7 protein-coding genes and 1 tRNA gene (1 of these 8 only partly in view) are annotated in these 17,550 nt (G+C 68.4%); 2 read left to right on the top strand and 6 right to left on the bottom strand.

The annotated features are described in order from the left end of the window. Positions 1–65: 65 nt before the first annotated feature. The 6 genes from ACIA5H_RS26280 to ACIA5H_RS26255 form a co-directional block, all read right to left on the bottom strand. Entirely contained in the window at positions 66–212 is a 147-nt protein-coding gene (locus tag ACIA5H_RS26280; protein ID WP_397077970.1) for a hypothetical protein, read from the bottom strand. Continuing rightward, entirely contained in the window at positions 209–718 is a 510-nt protein-coding gene (locus tag ACIA5H_RS26275; RefSeq protein ID WP_397077968.1) for a Crp/Fnr family transcriptional regulator, read from the bottom strand. Before ACIA5H_RS26275 ends, ACIA5H_RS26280 begins: the two co-directional genes overlap by 4 nt. Beyond that, positions 705–1,832 carry a 4Fe-4S dicluster domain-containing protein gene (locus ACIA5H_RS26270; protein ID WP_397077966.1) on the bottom strand — a complete coding sequence of 376 codons (1,128 nt, stop codon included), beginning with the start codon at positions 1,830–1,832 and terminating at the stop codon, positions 705–707. The genes ACIA5H_RS26275 and ACIA5H_RS26270 overlap by 14 nt, the downstream gene beginning before the upstream one ends. A gap of 1,545 nt (positions 1,833–3,377) precedes the next feature. After that, entirely contained in the window at positions 3,378–4,190 is an 813-nt protein-coding gene (locus ACIA5H_RS26265; protein WP_397077964.1) for a site-specific integrase, read from the bottom strand. Positions 4,191–4,887: 697 nt separating this feature from the next. After that, positions 4,888–4,972, bottom strand: a tRNA-Leu gene (locus ACIA5H_RS26260). A gap of 134 nt (positions 4,973–5,106) precedes the next feature. Then, positions 5,107–5,976: an NAD(P)-dependent oxidoreductase gene (locus tag ACIA5H_RS26255; RefSeq protein ID WP_397077962.1), complete on the bottom strand. Its 870-nt coding sequence runs from the start codon at positions 5,974–5,976 to the stop codon at positions 5,107–5,109. Between the two features lie 144 nt (positions 5,977–6,120). Between ACIA5H_RS26255 and ACIA5H_RS26250 the strand changes: the two genes are divergently transcribed. Beyond that, a complete protein-coding gene (locus ACIA5H_RS26250; RefSeq protein WP_355077950.1) occupies positions 6,121–6,471 on the top strand; it encodes a helix-turn-helix domain-containing protein in 351 nt (116 codons plus the stop codon). A gap of 178 nt (positions 6,472–6,649) precedes the next feature. Further along, positions 6,650–17,550: the 5' portion of an SDR family NAD(P)-dependent oxidoreductase gene (locus tag ACIA5H_RS26245; RefSeq protein ID WP_397077959.1), read on the top strand. The gene runs 10,840 nt beyond the window's last position; the window shows 10,901 of its 21,741 coding nt (coding positions 1–10,901); it begins with the start codon at positions 6,650–6,652; its stop codon lies off the right edge, out of view.

Below are 17,550 nucleotides of genomic sequence, written 5' to 3'. Positions count from 1 at the left end.
GAGCAAGGTGAGCTGACAACCATCGCAGGAAGTGAACTTCCACACCGCGAGTGTCGGTGTCTTCGTCATAGTTCACGCACCGCCAGCAATGGTTCAGCAGTCGCGTAGTCCACGATGGGGCCATCTCGGCACAGCGGGATGCGGTCGACGACTCGGTATGGAAGCATCGTGTCGCCGTGTACGGCGGCGAGGGACTGGGTAGCTACGCTCATCGGCCACCTCGTGCCGCCGCGATACGGGGTAGGCCCGCAGTGCACGTTTCGGCGGGATTGCGGTAGAGATCGAGCAGGCGGGCCCGGGTGGCCTGCAGGCGTTCCAGCAAGGCCTCGAACAGCATCAAGGCCAGCGCACGGCCGAATCGCGGATCCTGGTCGGCGAGTGCGGCCAGGGTTCGCGCGTCGAACTCGACGGTGTCGACCGGTTCGGCGGTCACCGCGCCGAAATGCCACCGGTAGGGCGGTACGAGCCAGGACCAGCCGAGCAGATCGCCGTCGCCGAGAGTCTGGATGACGATCTCGCCGCGCCCCGGCACCTGTGCGTCCAGCAGTATCCGGCCGTGCCGGATCAGCCAGCATCGGTCCGCCGGACGGCCTTCCCCGATCACCCGGTGCTCGGCCGGGAAGGTCACGTCCCGCCCGGCGCGGGCGAGCGTGTCGAGCTCTTCCGCGCTCAGTGCCGTCAGGCGACCGAAGGGGGAAAGTTCGTCACCGGTGGGCATCGTCGGTTTCCTGTGCCAGCTCGGCCAGCCGGGCCACCTCCGCGGTGAGGTCGATCTCGGCGGGGCACCAGGCGATGCACCGTCCGCAGCCGACGCATCCCGAGCTGCCGAACTGGTCGTACCAGGTGCTGAGTTTGTGGGTGATCCACTGCCGGTAGCGGCTTTCGCCGGATTGCCGCACGCTGCCGCCGTGCAGGTAGGAGAAGTCCGGTTCGAAGCACGACGACCAGTGCTCCCAGCGTTCGGCATGGTCGCCGGTGAGGTCGGTGACGTCCTCGGTGCTGGTGCAGAAGCAGGTGGGACACACCATCGTGCAGTTGCCGCAGGTGAAGCAGCGGGCGGCGACATCCTGCCAGTGCGAGGATTCCCGAGAGTCGCGCAGCAGTGCGCGGATGTCGACCTCGGGCATGGCGCGCCCCATCCGGCCGGTCGCCGCGGACACTGCCGCGCGGGCGTTCGTGATCTCTTGCTCGTCGGCCGGACGAGCGGTGAGCTCCGCGAGGACGTGCGCGCCGTCCGTGCTGCCCACGTCGACGAGGAATCGGTGGCCTTCGGCGTCGATGCGCTCGGTCAGGGCGAGGTCGTATCCGGCCGACACACCCGGTCCCGTGCCCATCGACGCGCAGAAGCACACGCCCCCGGGCTCGGTGCAGTTCACCGCGACCACGAACAGATCCTTCCGGCGAGCGGTGAACGACGCGTCCGGGTGGGAGCCGTCGCCGAGCACGTGCCCGAGTATCGCGATCGAGGTGAGGTCGCAGCCGCGGACGCCGAGGAACGCGGAGCGGACCGGCGTTTCTTCGACGGGTTCCAGCTCGAGATCCGGTCCGAACTGCCCGATCTTGCGGCGCGGCGGATGTAGGAACTGCTTCCAGGATCCGGGACCGGCGGAGTGGGCGAACACCGCCGCGTCGTCGCGGCGGTGCAGCCGGTACCGGCCGGGCGCGGTCTCCACGCCCCATCCGGCGGGCAGCTGCCGGCCGGAGTCCAGTTCGTCCAGGACGATCGCGCTACCGCGGACCTGCGGGCCGATGACGCGGTACCCCTGCTCGCGCAGCACGTCCACGAGACGGTCCAGACCAGCGCGATCGATCACCACGGTGTCGTCAGGCATTGTCGATAACCCCTGCTCGGGTCGGATACAGCCGTCCGTTTTCCAGTCTGGTGGGTGCGTGGGGAGTCCGCGAGAGACGAAGGTCCCGAGTCGCGATGGCCGATGATGTGGTCGTTCGTCCTTCCGGCCGACGACGATCAGCCGCATTCGAGTCGGCGGTACGGCTCATACCGTTGACATCGGCGCCCCGGCCGGGGGACACCATCGCAGGCTCGCAGCCAGAACGACAGGGTAGAGACAACACTCAGCGCCGACGTCGAACGCCTATTGGCGCCATTCGGCCACCGATCGATTCGCTGAAAGGTAGTTTCCTGGTAGCAAACCTTGTTCGAGTCGACCGGAGACGCCATCGACAAGACCTGTGAGGCGCCGCCGCACCCGGTTAGTGCGACTAGAACGAGGGGAGCTCCTCACTGGCACCGATCCCCGCCTCGCCCTCGAAAAGCTGCTCTGCAATGCATTCCAGGGTGGTACTCACCCGAGAAGCCTCGACCCTGCCCAGGTCCGCCCCCTCGTCGACACACTCCTCGGCGGTCTCAGCGCCGGCGCCGATCCTCTTCACGATCTACAGCCTTGACCACGCCGCCGCCCACCCGGCTCACCAGGCCGCGCGGTCCGGATCTTCCATCACCCCGTCCAGTGGTGATGCGCGAGGTGTGCAGCCCTCGGTCGAGTGCGAGCCCAGCGCCGGAGACAGCGCGTAGATCGCTCGCCAGGATCTATAGCAGCGGGATGTCACGCCTGGGTGCGCCGACCCGGATGCGCCAGCGGATGCCGTTGATGAGCTGGCGTCTGCTGTACCGGGAGGGTCGGCCGCTTGGCCGGGCACGTCAGCAGCGGTTTCGAGCCCGGCCCAATGAACCTTGGTCAGCTCGGCTCGTCGGGTCACCGCCAGGGTGGTCACGATGTTCGGTGTTCAGTTGGATCTGGTCGACCAACCAGTTGCCGGAGACCTCGCCACATTGACTTGGTGAAAGAACCGGACGATCGTGGCGCTTGGATCTGCCCAACCCGCGACTGTTGCCGTCCTCGCCGCAAGCCCGTGCTCCAGCAGCGCCGCGGTCACCACTCGAGACACGGCCAGACAGTCACTGTCGTTTGGCGCATCCATCGTCGGAGCTTGCTCAGACGCGAGTCCACCGAGTGGGCGAGGTGGACGGTCGTCCACTTCACGAAGGCGATCTCGGCGTATTTGCGCACCCGTTACGCGTCGGCGGGCACGGCGCGCACCGTCTCGGAGAACTATTCGCGCTGTTCACATTGCGCCGCTCGCTGCCGCTGCCCGTCGGCTCCTACCACCTCGTTTTGGGAGTTGCGGCGACCGTGGCGCACCATTGTGCAGACCGCTGCCCAGAACATGCGGGGTGGAACAGGCGGGCCACTGAGTCGCCAGCGGCGGAGAGCAATTCGGTGCCGAGCATGATCGGCGGGATGTCGGCGGCGCGGTGGCGGTGGAATCGGCTCTCGATGAGCTTGTCGGTCTGTTTGAGCTGTTCATCCAGGGCGGACCACCCCCATACCCCGCTCACCTGCGAGCAACTTCGTTCACCGACCCGGTGAGCCCTGGGACCGTTTGGTTCTGGCGAGTGGGTGGGGTTCGCCGGTGATCGTCATGAGTGCTTCGATGACATCACCACGCAGGTGGGTCAGCACAGCGGTGTCGTCGTGCTGCTGGCCGATATAGACCCGCTCGACCGTCTCCCCGAACAACTGGCGCACGTGCACACGCACGGTCTCCGTGATCGAGTAGGTGGTGACCTCCAATTCCTTTGCCCACGGTAGGTTCTCGCGGACTCGCTTCCACAACCCGTCGTAGCGCCTGTAGCTGATCGGGCGTCCGTTGCGTTTACGCAGTACGCGATGTGTAGCGTTCACTCCTCCGCGACGTTCGACATGCCTTCCCAGCGCGGCCATGAGACGGGGCGAGACCGGATGCCAGTGAAACCCTCCGCCGCGCGTCCGTAGCCGCACCAGGCAGTTGTCGCGGTCGAGGTCGTGAAGCGCCAGATCGATGACAGGTTGCCGGTCACTCGCGGTTTGGATGTGCAGCATGACGATCAGTTCGTCCAGCTCGGGGTCATCACCGGTGGAAGAAGCAACACGATGAACTTCCCGCACCTGCTCGCTGGTCAGAACATCGCCTTTGCCCGCGCGTCGACCTGGAAGCCTTGCTGCCGCCGCGGGATTGCTGGAGGGATCGATGATCCTGTCACGTACTGCGTGCTTGTAGACGTGCCGTAACGCCGACAGCAGATTCTCCGCGGCTGACTCTCCGCCACGGGAATTGGCGCGAGCGCGAGAACGGATCTGATGCGCATCCATCAGCTCTTCTATCTCCCTGGTCGTCGGCTCGCTCAACACTCGGTCGCCCCATACCTGACTGATCGCACGCCATGCCGAGTCGTAGCTCCTCAGCGTCTTCGGCGGGACCTTCGTACGCACCCGGGCGATGTACTCATCGAGCCGGGGAGAACCAGCCGGTGAGCGGCCGGTATCGCCGGCGCTGTGGTCGAGTACCGGCGGCTGGTGGGGGAGCGGGGGTGGTGTGATGGGGACTTCGTCGAAACTCACGGTGCTCCTCAACACGAGGTGAAGGGACGGTGCCCGCGAACGGCAGGGCTGATTGGCTGGAAGACGCTCGGGGACGGCACCAGCGCCGACTGCACTGGACCGGGGTGGTCGACCGACCCAGCTCGAACCGGAAGGACTTCACGGCTCGCGGGGACCATCACCACTGTCAGGTGTCCATCATCCGATGTTCGCCACAGCACGGTCAAGATCTTCAAGGCAGATCCGCCGTGACGACTTCTACCCAGGTCATCGGGCTGAATGTGATCCGGTCGGACATGCTCTGTCACGGGGAACGGATACAGGCCCGCGCGCAGCCACGGCGGCGGATCCTTCGTGTCGGTCACAGCGACACCGGGGTCGTGTCCGAGCCGTTCAATGACACCACCGCGCGGCAATTCTGCCGCCGAAAACGGGTCCGGACCCTGGTTAAGGCCAAAAAATACACGGTTCTGTGGCAAATCTGCCACAGAACCGTGTCATTGAATGTCCGGAGGGGGACTTGAACCCCCACGCCCGATAAAGGGCACTAGCACCTCAAGCTAGCGCGTCTGCCATTCCGCCACCCGGACCGGTGTGCCCAGCAAGATTATCGGATCATCTCCGTGTGGACCAAATCGCGGCTTGACCTGCGGATTCTTAAGCGTTTGCGGGCGGCGGGCGTGTGGGCCGCACCGGTGGAAGGAGTGCGGCCCACGCGGGGGACTCAGAGAAGTTCTTCGAAGGTGCGTTCGAATCCGAGGGCTCCTCGGCCGTCGGCTACCTGGCGGTCGAGGAGGGTTTTCAAGGGGGCGACGAAGTCGAGGGTGACGTGGGCGTCGCGGCTGGCGCGGTTGATCGCGTCGAGGGCGGCTTTGTGGAAGGCGATGGACTGGATGGGGTCGGTGTAGGTGGCGGTGTCGATGACGGCGCCTTGGTGCGGCAAGGATTGGGTCATCGCGTTGAGCCATGCGGCGGCTCGCCGGCCGAATTCGGCGGCGGGGACGCCGACCGACCGCATCATGGCCGCGCCGTGCAGGAAGCCGCCGAACATGGCGTACATGGCCGCCAGCAGGGCGAAGTCGTAGGTCGAGGCGAGGCCTGCGTCGTCGCCCAAGTGTTCTGCGGCAGCGAGTAATTCGAGGGATTCGCGGTGTGCGTCGAAGACCGTCCGCGAGCCGCTGTAGAGGATGGACGCGCCCGGCTGTCCGATCATGGGTGGTATCGCCATGATGCCGCCGTCGAGGTAGTCGCAGTCGTGGCGGGCCGCCCAGGCGGCGAGTTCGCGGGCCTCGTTGGGGGCGGTGCTGGTGAGGTTGATCAGTTGCCGTCCGGCCAGTCGGTGGGCTACCGGGTCGAGGGTGGCGTGCACCGAAGCGTGGTCGAGCAGTACGGCGATGATCGGGCCGTCGGTGTCGATCGCCTCGGCGATGGTGGCGACGCTCGTGGCTCCGGCGCCGCGGAGGTCGGCGTCCTTGCCGGGGGTGCGGTTCCACACGGTGGTCGGCAGCCCCGCCTTCAGGAAGGTCGCGGCGAGCGCCTGCCCCATCGCGCCGAGTCCCAGGATGGTCACCGGGGTATTCGTGGTCTCCGCCATTGCGGGTTCAGCTCCTTTGAGGTCGAGAAAATCCTGGTCAGCGCGCTGAAATCAAGAGTGCTCGACGACCGGCGGGCGGGCAAGTACCTACTATTTTGTGGGGTACTTACCGATTGGTTTGTGAACAGGTGGAGAGGGTGGACGATGGGCTCGAAGCGGTCGGGGCCGTACTTCTGCGGGATCGATGCGGCGATGGATGTCGTCGGTGGCAAGTGGAAGGCGCTGATTCTCTGGGAGTTGGACAACCACCGGGTTCGGCGCTTCGGCGAGCTCCGCAAGGGGCTGCCCGGCGTCTCGGAGAAGATGCTCATCCAGCAGCTGCGGGAGCTGGAGGAGGACGGCATCGTCGACAGGACCGTCTATCGGGAAGTGCCGCCGCGGGTGGAGTACCGGTTGACCGAGATCGGTGTCGCGCTCAACGCCGCGCTGGAGCCGCTGGGTGCGTGGGGGCGGGAGCGGATCGATCGGATCGGCGCGCGGCGGGTGCATGAGTAGCTCGGAAGTGAATCCTTCAAAAGTGAATGTTTCACTTGGGCAACATGGTTCAGCGGAAGATCAAGCTACTAGTTGGTAACTTGAGTTAATTTTGTGCACACCGAAGGTAATTGACGCCTAACCGGGCGCGTCGTATGTTCCACGTCACAACTTTTGCAAGATGTGGGTGGCTTCGCAGATGTCGGATGATGGGTACGGCCTACGGGTCTTGCTGACGCGGGCGCTCCGCCGGATTCAGGAGTTGGAGGCGCGGCCGCAGCGCGAGCCGATCGCCATCGTGGGAATCGGCTGTCGCTTTCCCGGCGGCGCGGAATCCCCGCAGCAGTACTGGGAACTGCTGTCCTCGGGCCGCGACGCGATCGTCGAGGCGCCGGAGAACCGTTGGGTGGTAACGGATTCGGCGCCTCGACGGGCGCGGCGGCGAGCCGGGCTGCTCGCGGGTCCGATCGATGCGATGGACGCGGAGTTCTTCGGGATCGCCCCGCGCGAAGCGGCGTCGATGGATCCGCAACAGCGGCTGGTGCTCGAAGTGGCTTGGGCGGCAATGGAAGACGCCGCACTGGTGCCAGGTGGTCCGGCCGCGGCCCGCACAGGGGTGTTCCTCGGTGTCAGCTGGCAGGAATACCAGCGCACGATCACCCCGGACTGGGTGAGTTCGGTGGACGCGCACACGCTCACCGGGACGATGTCGAGCATCGTGGCGGGGCGGGTGTCCTACGTGCTCGGATTGCGTGGTCCGGCGGTGGCGATCGACACCGCGTGCTCGTCGTCGCTGGTGGCGGTGCATCAGGCGTGCCGCAGTCTGCGTGCGGGGGAGTGCGACGTCGCGTTGGCGGGCGGAGTGAATCTGCTGCAATCCGAGCTGACTTCGGAGGCGCTGGCCCGCATGGGCGCGCTCTCTCCGGATGGGCGCTGTCGCCCCTTCGACGCGCGCGCGAACGGGTATGTGCGTGGCGAGGGCGCGGGTGTCGTTGTGCTCAAAACGCTTTCGCGAGCGCTCGCCGATGGTGACGAGATCAGGGCGCTCGTCCGAGGCTCGAGCGTGAACCACGACGGTCGTTCCATGGGGCTGACCGCACCGAATCCGACGGCACAACGAGAGTTGCTGCGCGACGCGTTGACCGACGCCGGGTGCGCCGCCGATCGGATCGGCTACGTCGAGACGCACGGCACGGGCACGCCGCTGGGCGATCCGATCGAGATCGAGGCGTTGTCGCAGGTGGTCGGCGTGCCACGTGCGGATGGGTCGGTGTGCCTGCTCGGTTCGGTGAAGTCGCAGATCGGGCACCTCGAGGCGGCCGCGGGCGTCGCCGGGCTGATCAAGGTGGTGCTGCAGATGCAGCACGAACGAATTCCACGTCAGCACGATTTCGCCACAGTGAATCCGAAGATCAGGCTCGACGGCACGGCGCTGGCGGTGCCGACCGACGACGTCGCCTGGCCGCAGACGCGGCAGCCGCGATTGGCAGGGGTGAGTTCGTTCGGATTCGCGGGCACCAACGCACATGTGGTGCTGGAGCAGGCACCCGAGCCCCTGGCGCGTGCCGATCCGAATGAGCCTGCGCTGTTGGTCATTTCGGCGCGCACCCGGTCGGCCCTCGATGCGCTGGCCCACCGCTATGCGGAGCAGTTGGACCGGCAGGAGATGCCGCTCGCCGACGTCGCCGCCACCGCGGCGCTGGGACGCACGCATTTCGCGTACCGGCGAGCGGTCGTGTCCAGAACAGCCGAAGAAGCGGCGCTCGATCTCGCGGCACCGTCAGATCGGTCCATCGATCCGGATCCGGGCAAGCCGCGGGTCGCGATGCTGTTCACCGGGCAGGGCGCACAGTACGCCGGGATGGGCGCGGCGCTCGACCGCAGGTACCCGGCTTTCCGCACGGCGCTCGACCGGTGCGACGAGTTGTTGGGACCGCTTCGCGACGGCCTGCGTCTGCGGTCGGTGCTGTTCGCGGCGGACGACGATGTGCTGGCCCGTACCGAGTACGCGCAACCGGCCTTGTTCGCGCTCGAATGGGCCTGCGCCGAGCTGTGGTCGGCGTTCGGCGTCCGCCCCGACGTCGTGTTGGGGCACAGCCTCGGTGAACTGGTCGCGGCGACCGTCGCGGGCGTGTTCGATCTCGCCACCGGTTTGCGTCTGGCTGCAGAACGGGGCCGGTTGATGCAGGCAGTGGCGCAGCAAGGGGCGATGGCGGCGGTCTTCGCCGCGCCCGTGGAGTTCGAAACACTGTTGGACGAGCTCTCGGCGAGTGTGTCGGTCGCGGCGGTCAACAGCCCCGGGCAATTCGTCGTGTCGGGATCGGTGGACGGGGTGCAGCGGGTTGTGCGGGCTGCCGAGGAACGGTCGATCCGTGCCGTGCGGCTGCCCGGGACGGCGGCGTTCCACTCGCCCCTGCTGGATCCGATGCTCGACGACTTCGAAGCCAGGGTCGCCGAGTTGGTTCCCGTCCCGCGCGCGGCGACGATTCCGCTGGTGTCGAACGTGACCGGCACGCGGATCGAGGGCCTCATGGATGCGGCGTACTGGCGCGCGCATGCCCGTGGCACCGTCCGTTTCGCCGAGGGTGTGCGCTCGACCGCCGAGTCGGGCGTGGATGTCTACCTCGAGGTGGGACCGCATCCGGTGCTGTCGGAATTCGGGCGGCACACCGACCCCGCCGCCGTGTGGGTGCCGAGCATGCGCCGGACGTCCACCGACGACGAGGTGCTGTTGACCGGGCTCGGCGAGCTGTATCGCCTGGGCGCTGAAATCGACTGGAGCGCAGTGGTTCCGCTGGACGCGCGCAGGCGCAACGGCCTGCCCACCTACCCCTTCGAACGAGAGCGGGTCTTTGTGCCGATCGAGAGCGCGTCGCCGAGCACGGGGTATCTCGCCGAGCATCGCTTTCGCGACCGTGCGGTGGTGCCCGCGGCAGAGCTCGCGTTGCGCGCGTTGCATGCGGCCGGAGGCGCAGGCCACGAGCTGATCGACTTCGTCGCCGCGCGACCGGTGCCGCTGGAGGAGTTGTCCGAGCCGCTGGTCTCCGATGTGGGCGGTCGCGCCGAGGTGCGGTTCCACGTCGACGAGGGCGCGGTCACCGCGGTGTCCGCGACGGTTCGAGCCGCCACGAATCGACCCCGCGATTCCGACGAACTGTCCGCGGCGCGGCTCGCGCTGTCCACCGAGGAGAATGTCGCGGCTTTCTACCGCCGGTGTGCCGATGCCGGATTGACTTTCGGCCCGCGATTCCGCTGGATCACGCGATTGTGGTCCGGCGAGGGCCGCGTGCTCGCCGAACTGACGCGCCCGGCGGAACTCGCCGACGAACCGGACGCCTGGCTGCCGTGTCTGCTCGACGCCGCGATCCAGACCGGTCTTGCGTTGGTGTCCGCAGATGGCGACGCGGCGCGTCTGCCGGTGGGTATCGGCCGTCTGCGTCTGTCCGGCCAGGGTGCGGGGGCAACGGCGTGGGCGCTGGCCGAGCGCACCGGCCGCACCGTTCGTCTGACGGTCTTCGATACCGCGGGCGCGGTGGTCTGCGATATCGAAGACGTATGGTTCGCCGAGTCCGGCACTGCCGGGCAGCCGCAGGATCGGGATAGCATGTCCGGCTTTACCCACCGTCCGACCTGGGAGCGCGTCGTGGCGTCGCCGAGCGGACGGGCGCCCGCCGCCGCGTTGGTGGTCGGCGTCGGGCAGCAGGCGGACCGGCTCGCCGCAGCGCTGCGCGCCGCGGGTACCGATGCGGTATCCGTGGAGCGTACGACCGATCCCGACGTGTGGCCCGGCGACGACCGTGCGGTGATCTACCTCGCCGATGCCGAAGCGGACGACAGCGCCGAATCGGCGCGGGTGGAAACGCGATTCGCGCTCGCGGTGGTGCAACGGATGGCTCGGCTGGTTTCCGACGCACCGTTGTACCTGGTGACGATGGGGGCGACCGGAGCGCTCGCCGGGGAACCCGTGCGTGCGGCCGTCGCGACCCTGTGGGGATTGGGCGCGGTGACGCGCACCGAACTGCCCGAGTTGCGGTGCCGCCTGATCGACCTGCCCGCGGACGCGCGCTGCGACGACCACCGCTTGGTGGACGAGATTCGCTCCGGCGCCACTGATTCCGCGATCGCGCTGCGCGGGCGTCACTGTTACACGATGCGGATGCAGCCTTCCGACGAACCGGGCGGGGCGCCCGAGGTGAAGCGTGGCGGTGCGTATCTGATCACCGGCGGACGTGGCGCGCTGGGGTTGACTGCCGCGCGGACGCTGGCCGAGGCCGGCGCGGGCACGATCGTGCTGGCCGGGCGCAGCGGCCCGACCTCGCGAGACGAGCGGGAGATGGCGCGGATCGCGGCTTCGGGGGCGCGAGTCGAGACCGCGGTGGTCGATGTCGAAGACCGGAATGCGTTGTCCCGCTTGATCAGCCGCTTCGGTGTGGAGTTGCCGAGGCTGGCCGGGGTCGTGCACTGTGCGGGAGTTCTGGACGACGCCCTGTTGTTCGAGCAGACTGCCGGGCACATCGACCGGGTGTTCGCGGGAAAGGTCGCGGGCGCGTGGCACCTGCACGAGCTGACCGCGGGACAGCCGCTCGATCTGTTCGTGCTGTTCTCCTCGGTCAGCGCCGTGGTGGGCACCGCCGGGCAGGGCAATTACGCCGCGGCGAACGCGTATCTCGATGCCCTCGCCCGCCTGCGGCTGGCTCGAGGACTGCCTGCCCTGAGCATCGCGTGGGGGCCGTGGGCGGGCACCGGCATGGCCGAAGGGCTGAGCGAAGCCGCCCGCCGCGCGTGGGCACGCCACGGTGTCGGCGAACTGGCCGCCGAAGACGGTGTCCGAGCATTGCGTTGGCTGCTGTCGGCGGAGGGAGTCGTGTCGGTCTTTCCCGCCGTCACGGAGGTTCCGGCGGAGCCGGAACCGGTCGCCGCGGTCGAAGCCCAGGATTCGCGCGATCCGGCGGAACTGCGGGAACTGGTGCGCACCCACGCCATGACGGCACTCGGCCGCACGACAGCGGTTTCCGACCGCACGCCGCTGCGAGAACTCGGGCTCGATTCGATGATGGCGGTCGAGCTGCGCAACGCGCTGTCCGCGGATCTGGGGATGCGACTTCCGGCGACGCTCCTGTTCGATCATCCGACGGTCGCCGCGGTCTCGGAGGAGATCGCCCGGCTCGGCGCCACGTCCGCCCCCGGCCGCACGGCAGGGCAGCAGGCCGAACAGCGACCGACCACGCGCATCTCCGAGCAGCTCACAGCCCCGGTATACCCAACGAAACTTCCGGTTACACCTAGTACACCGAACGTGTCTCAGCTCACAGCACGCGAAGCCGGGCCTGCCCCGGACGATTACGCCGACGCGGTCGCGATCGTCGGCGTCGGCTGCCGTTATCCCGGCGGCGTGCGCGGGCCCGCCGATCTGTGGCGCCTGCTGACCACCGAAACCGATGCGGTGACCGAGGTACCCGCGCACCGCTGGGACGTGGACGCCGTCTTCGATCCGGACCCGGATGCCGACGGCAAGACTTACACCCGCTGGGGCGGTTTCGTCGACGGTGTCGAGGATTTCGATGCCGGATTCTTCGACATCTCCGTCGGCGAGGCCCGGATGCTGGACCCGCAGCAGCGGCTGCTGCTCGAAACTGCGTGGGAGGCGCTCGAACACGCCGGTTACCCAGCGAGCCGCCTGGAGGGCAGCCGGACCGGCGTCTTCGTCGGTGTGATGTCCAACGACTACGCCGAACGGATGGCGCGGGCCGACCTCGCGCCCGATGCCTGGTTCGGCACCGGAAACCTCTCCAGCGTCGCCTCCGGCCGACTGTCGTACTTTTTCGGCGCGCAGGGGCCGAGCCTCACCATCGATACCGCGTGCTCCTCGTCGCTGGTGACCGTCCACACGGCGGTGCGCAGTCTGCGCAGCGGCGAATGCGATCTGGCGCTGGCGGGCGGCGCCACCGTGGTGCTGACGCCTTCGCTCGACATCTACTTCGCGCGGGCGCGCGGCCTGGCCGCCGATGGCCGGTGCAAGAGCTTCGACGCACGCGCCGACGGCGTCGTCTGGAGTGACGGCGCGGGAATGCTGGTGCTCAAGCGGCTGGCGGACGCGCGGCGGGACGGCGATCGGGTGCTGGGGCTGGTGCGCGGCTCCGCGGTCAATTCCGACGGCCGCAGCCAGGGATTGAGCGCACCCAACGGTCCGGCGCAGGAACGGGTCATCCGCGCGGCACTGGCGGACGCGGCCGTCGAGGCGGGGGACATCGATTACGTCGAGACACACGGCACCGGCACGGCACTCGGTGATCCGATCGAAGTGAACGCCCTGGCCGCAGCCCTAGGAGAAGGTCGCACCGAAACCACGCCGCTGTGGATCGGGTCGGTGAAGTCGAATCTCGGGCACACCCAGGCGGCGGCGGGCATCGCGAACATCATCAAGGTGATCGAGTCGATGCGCCACGAGCGCATTCCCGCCTCGCTGCATTTCCGTTCGGGCAATCCGCATATCGACTGGGACTCGGTCGCTATCCGGGTGGTCGCCGAGGAGCGACCGTGGCGGCGTTCTCGACGGCCCCGGCGGGCGGGGGTGAGCGCCTTCGGGATCAGCGGGACGAACGCGCACGTGGTGATCGAAGAACCGCCACAGGTCTCGGAGGCCGATGCCCCCGACGATGCCGGGCCTCATTTGCTGGTCCTGTCGGCGAAAAGCGCCGATGCGCTGCGCGAACTGGCGGCGCGATACCGGGATCTGCTCGTCGCCCACCCTGAGATCGCATTGGTGGATCTGTGTGCGCGCGCCGCGCTGGGCCGAACACACTTCGGTGAGCGCGTGGCGATCGGTTTCGACACTGCCGCGCAGCTGCGTGCCGCGCTCGAGAACGTCGCCTCCGGGGTCACAGTGAGCGGGTCGGTCGCTGAGGTGTCGAGCGGGTCGCTCGAACTGGCTCGACGGTATGTCGATGGCGCCGAGATCGATTGGGGTGCCGTCTATTCCGGTCACCATTGGCGACATGTCGATGTACCGGCCTACCCGTTCCAGCGCAAACGGCATTGGTTGGAGCTGACGCCGCGCCGGGACGAATCGAGTTCGTCACGCGCCCTGCGGCTCACCCCGGAGATGTTCGCAGGACATCGGCTGCGTGGTCTGCCGACAGTGCCCGCGGCGTGGCTGAGCGCTCAGCTGAACGAGATCGCCACTCGACTGCCCGGGGCCTGGGAAGTCGCGAAGCTGCGGCTGATCACGCCGCTGGAGGTCACCGCCGAAGCGGTGCTGCGCGTAGTGGTCCAGCCCGGCGCGGACGGCCACGATGTGCGCTTCCTCGGCTCCGACGACGCCCGAGCCGGTTATGCGCAAGCGACACTCACTGCGGCGCAGTCTGATTCGGCGGACCCGTATGAGGCCGGATCCGCTGTTTCCGATGCGCGCATCTGGCCCACTTACTACGACACTCTCGCCCGGCTGGGCCTGGACCTGGGCCCTGACTACCGCTGTGCCCTGGAGTTCCGGCGGATCAGCGAAACCGAGGCCGAGACGGCGTTCCGGTTGCCCGGTGACGGCACGGCGCTCGATCCGATCCTGCTCGATGCCTGTCTGCACAGCATCGTGGTGACAGCTACCGGGGGCGAGGAGTTGTTCTTGCCGTCGGAGATCGATCGTGTCCGATTCTTCGGCAACCCGACGGCCGGGGATGCGACCGTGCGGTGCCGGGTGCGGGTGACCGAACGAGGGAGGCGGATCATCCTCGGTGACGCCACGCTGTACTCGGAGTCCGGGCGACCGCTCGCCAGCGTTCAGGGTGTGAGCCTGCTGGCCGCGAATTTCGATACTGTGCCGGAATCGTCTGCCGTGGAGTCGGACTCGACAAGGCTCGCACGCCTGCTGCATCACATGGGATGGGCTGCTGCCGAGGGCGGCGTGCGCGAGGAACCTGCGGGTCGATGGCTGATCTTCGGTGACGGAGCGGTCGGGGACGCCGTCGCCGCCGGATTGAGCGTGCGGGGCGCTGAAATCGTGATGGTTCGCCCCGAGGACGGGCACGCAGCCGACGAGATCCTGTCTTCCGAGTCCGTGAATTCGTTTCAGGGCATCGTCTTCGCGTGGACGGCAGCTTCCGCCCGGCTTCGCATCGAAGCCGCCCTGCGGTTGACGCGCGCTCTGGACTCGGCAGCGCACCGGCCTGCCGCGCTGTGGTTGCTGACCGTGAACGCCCAGCGCGTCACCCCGACCGACCGTCCCGACCCCGATCAAGCGCTGCTGTGGGGTTTCGGACGCACGCTGGCCACCGAGCACCCCGAGTTCGGATGCCGATTGCTGGACCTGCCCGCCGAAACCATCGTGGACAGCGCCCCGATCGTCGATGGTTTGCTCAGCGGCCGCGCCGCAGGAGAATTCGCCCTCCGCGACGGCCGTTGGCTGACCGCGCGCGTCGCCGAAGGCCTCGAGTCCGCCGACTACCGGTTGGTCGCGCACCGTTCCGGCGAGTTCGAACGGATGCGGTTGGAGGCCGGTATCCGACGCGCACCGGCAGCCGGCGAAGTCGAGATCGCCGTCGCCGCCACCGGCCTCAACGCCCACGACCTCTGGGTGGCCTCGGGCATCCATCCGGATGGGGCGGGACCGCTGGGTTCCGAGTGCGCGGGCCGGATCACCGCGATTGGCGCCGGGGTCGAGCAATTCGCGGTCGGTGACCGCGTCGTCGCCTTGGCGGCCGACAGTTTCGCCCGCCACGTGACGGTGGACCAGGCCATGGTGGCCCGGCTGCCGGACGACCTGCCCTTCGCCGACGGCGCGACCGTGCCCTACGCCTTCACCACCGCCTGGCACGCGCTGTTCGACCTCGGCGGTCTGCGCGCCGGGGACCGGGTGCTCGTCCACGGCCCCGCCGATGGCATCGGCATGGCCGCGGTCCAGCTCGCCGTGCACGCCGGAGCGCAGGTGTGCGCGACCGCCGCGCTGTGTCGCTGGGCGCGGAACGCGGGTCTGCCGGTCACACAGATCCATACCTGGCGCAGCCACGAGTTGGGCGAACGGGTTCGGGCGGCGACCGCCGGGCACGGACTGGACGTCGTCGTGCACACCTCGGGGGACGGCTTCGCCGCACACGCATCCGAAGTCCTGCATGCGGGAGGACGATTCGTCGAGATCGTCGACCCGGTGCAGACCGGAACGGTGCATCGGCATGCGGATGTCGACCACCGGACCTTCGATCCGGCCACTATCGACCCGCGGCGACTGGGCGCTGCCCTGCGCAGTGTGCTGGCGCTGTTCGAGCAGCGCGCTTTGACCACGCTGCCGCACGCGGCCTACGGCATCGATCGTGCCGCCGAGGCGTTCCGCGCCATGTCGCAACGAGATCATCCCGGTCGCGTCGTCCTGCTCGGCAAAGACGTCCCGGTCGCCGCGGGCGGCGACCGGTTGTCCGATGGCACCTATCTTGTGACGGGAGGGTTCGGCGGCCTCGGCGCCGAGGCCGCGCACTGGCTGGCCGACCGTGGAGCACGGCATTTGGTGCTGGTAGGCAGACGCGCGCCGGATCCGGCAGGGGAACGGCTGCTGGAGTCGCTGCGCGGCACCGGCGCTCGAGTGACGGCGCGGCAGGCGGATGTCGGCGACCGCGCGGCCGTCGCGGAACTGCTGCAAGGCATTTCGGAATCCGGATTCCCGCCACTGCGCGGCGTGGTCCACTGCGCGGGAGTGCTCGACGACGGCGTGATCAGCGAGCAGACCTGGTCGCGGTTCGAGACCGTGCTCGGACCCAAATACCATGCGGCGCGCCACCTCGATGAGCTCACCCGCGATCAACCGATCGAACTCTTCATCACCTACTCCTCCGTCGCAGGCGTACTCGGTACCCCTGGCCAGGCGAATTACGCTGCGGCCAACGCGGCATTGGATGCGCTGGCCTGGCGGCGGCGTGCCGAGGGACTGCCCGCGCTGAGCATCGGATGGGGGCCGTTCGCCGACGTGGGCATGGCCGCCGATCGGCCCGACGTCGCAGCACGTCTCGTGCGGCGCGGGCTGCCTCCGCTGTCCGCGGGCGACGCGGCCGCGGCGCTGGAGCACCTCGTCCGGCACGACAGTGCTGCCCCTGGCGTCTTCGAATTCGTGCCCGAGCGGTGGTATGCGCAGCGCATGCCGCAGATCGCGCCGACCGTACCGCCGACGATTCCACGGGAGACCACCGGGGTACCGCGAACGCAGTCGGCGTCCGACGATCTCGCACCGTGGGAGGCGCTCGTCCAGCGCGTCGCGATGCGGGTACTCGATCGCGCGGGCGAACTCGATCCTGATCTGCCACTGCACGACACGGGCGTCGACTCCCTGACCGGAATGGAACTGCGGGCCGCGCTCGCCGTCGAGGTCGGAATGCCGCTGCCTGCCGGGCTCGTCTTCGACTATCCGACCGTGCGTGAGATGGCGCGGTTCCTGCACCGCAAGGGCGCAGCCGCTCCCGCCGGCGGCGCGAACGTGATCGCCGCTGATGTGCCCTCGTACGCAGCCGGTTTGCCTCTGGCCGTGGCTGACGATTTGCCCCCCGCCGGGGCTGAGGTGTCCCCGGTCGTCGCCGACGTGCCTCTGGTCGCGGCTGACGTGCTCTTGCCTGGGCTTGACGTGTCCGCTGTCGCGGCCGACGTGTCCCCGGTGCCCGCTGACGTGCCCTTGGTCGCGGCTGATGTGCCCCCGCTCGCTGACGAGGTGAGCCCGGTCGCGCCCACGCCGCGGTACCCGATCGCGGCTCCACCAGAACAGTCTGCGAGACAGGATGTTTCGCCGGGCATCGACTTCGAGAGCGACCGGCCCGACGACGACCCGATCGTCATCGTCGGCATGAGCTGTCGTTTCCCCGGCGGGGTGCGCACACCGGAGGACTTCTGGGACCTGCTGTGGCACGGACGCGACGCGATCACCGAGGTGCCGCCGCAGCGCTGGGACATCGACGCCTACTACGACCCGGACCCGGCGTCCCTGGGCACGATGTACACCCGCTGGGGCGGTTTCGTCGACGACGCCGACGAGTTCGACCCCGCGTTCTTCGGTATCGGCGCGGCGGAGGCACGCGCGATGGACCCGCAGCAACGCCTGCTGCTCGAAACCACGTGGGAGGCGCTGGAGCG

This window comes from Nocardia sp. NPDC051900 (assembly GCF_044452545.1).
In the GTDB taxonomy this organism is placed as follows: domain Bacteria; phylum Actinomycetota; class Actinomycetes; order Mycobacteriales; family Mycobacteriaceae; genus Nocardia; species Nocardia sichangensis.
The sequence above is the reverse complement of the archived record's forward strand: the minus strand, read 5'-3'. Positions and strand labels throughout refer to the sequence as shown.

Coding starts and splice junctions, on each gene's coding strand:
- ACIA5H_RS26280 (WP_397077970.1), bottom strand. CDS start 212: ATGAGCGTAGCTACCCAGTCCCTCGCCGCCGTACACGGCGACACGATG.
- ACIA5H_RS26275 (WP_397077968.1), bottom strand. CDS start 718: ATGCCCACCGGTGACGAACTTTCCCCCTTCGGTCGCCTGACGGCACTG.
- ACIA5H_RS26270 (WP_397077966.1), bottom strand. CDS start 1,832: ATGCCTGACGACACCGTGGTGATCGATCGCGCTGGTCTGGACCGTCTC.
- ACIA5H_RS26255 (WP_397077962.1), bottom strand. CDS start 5,976: ATGGCGGAGACCACGAATACCCCGGTGACCATCCTGGGACTCGGCGCG.
- ACIA5H_RS26250 (WP_355077950.1), top strand. CDS start 6,121: ATGGGCTCGAAGCGGTCGGGGCCGTACTTCTGCGGGATCGATGCGGCG.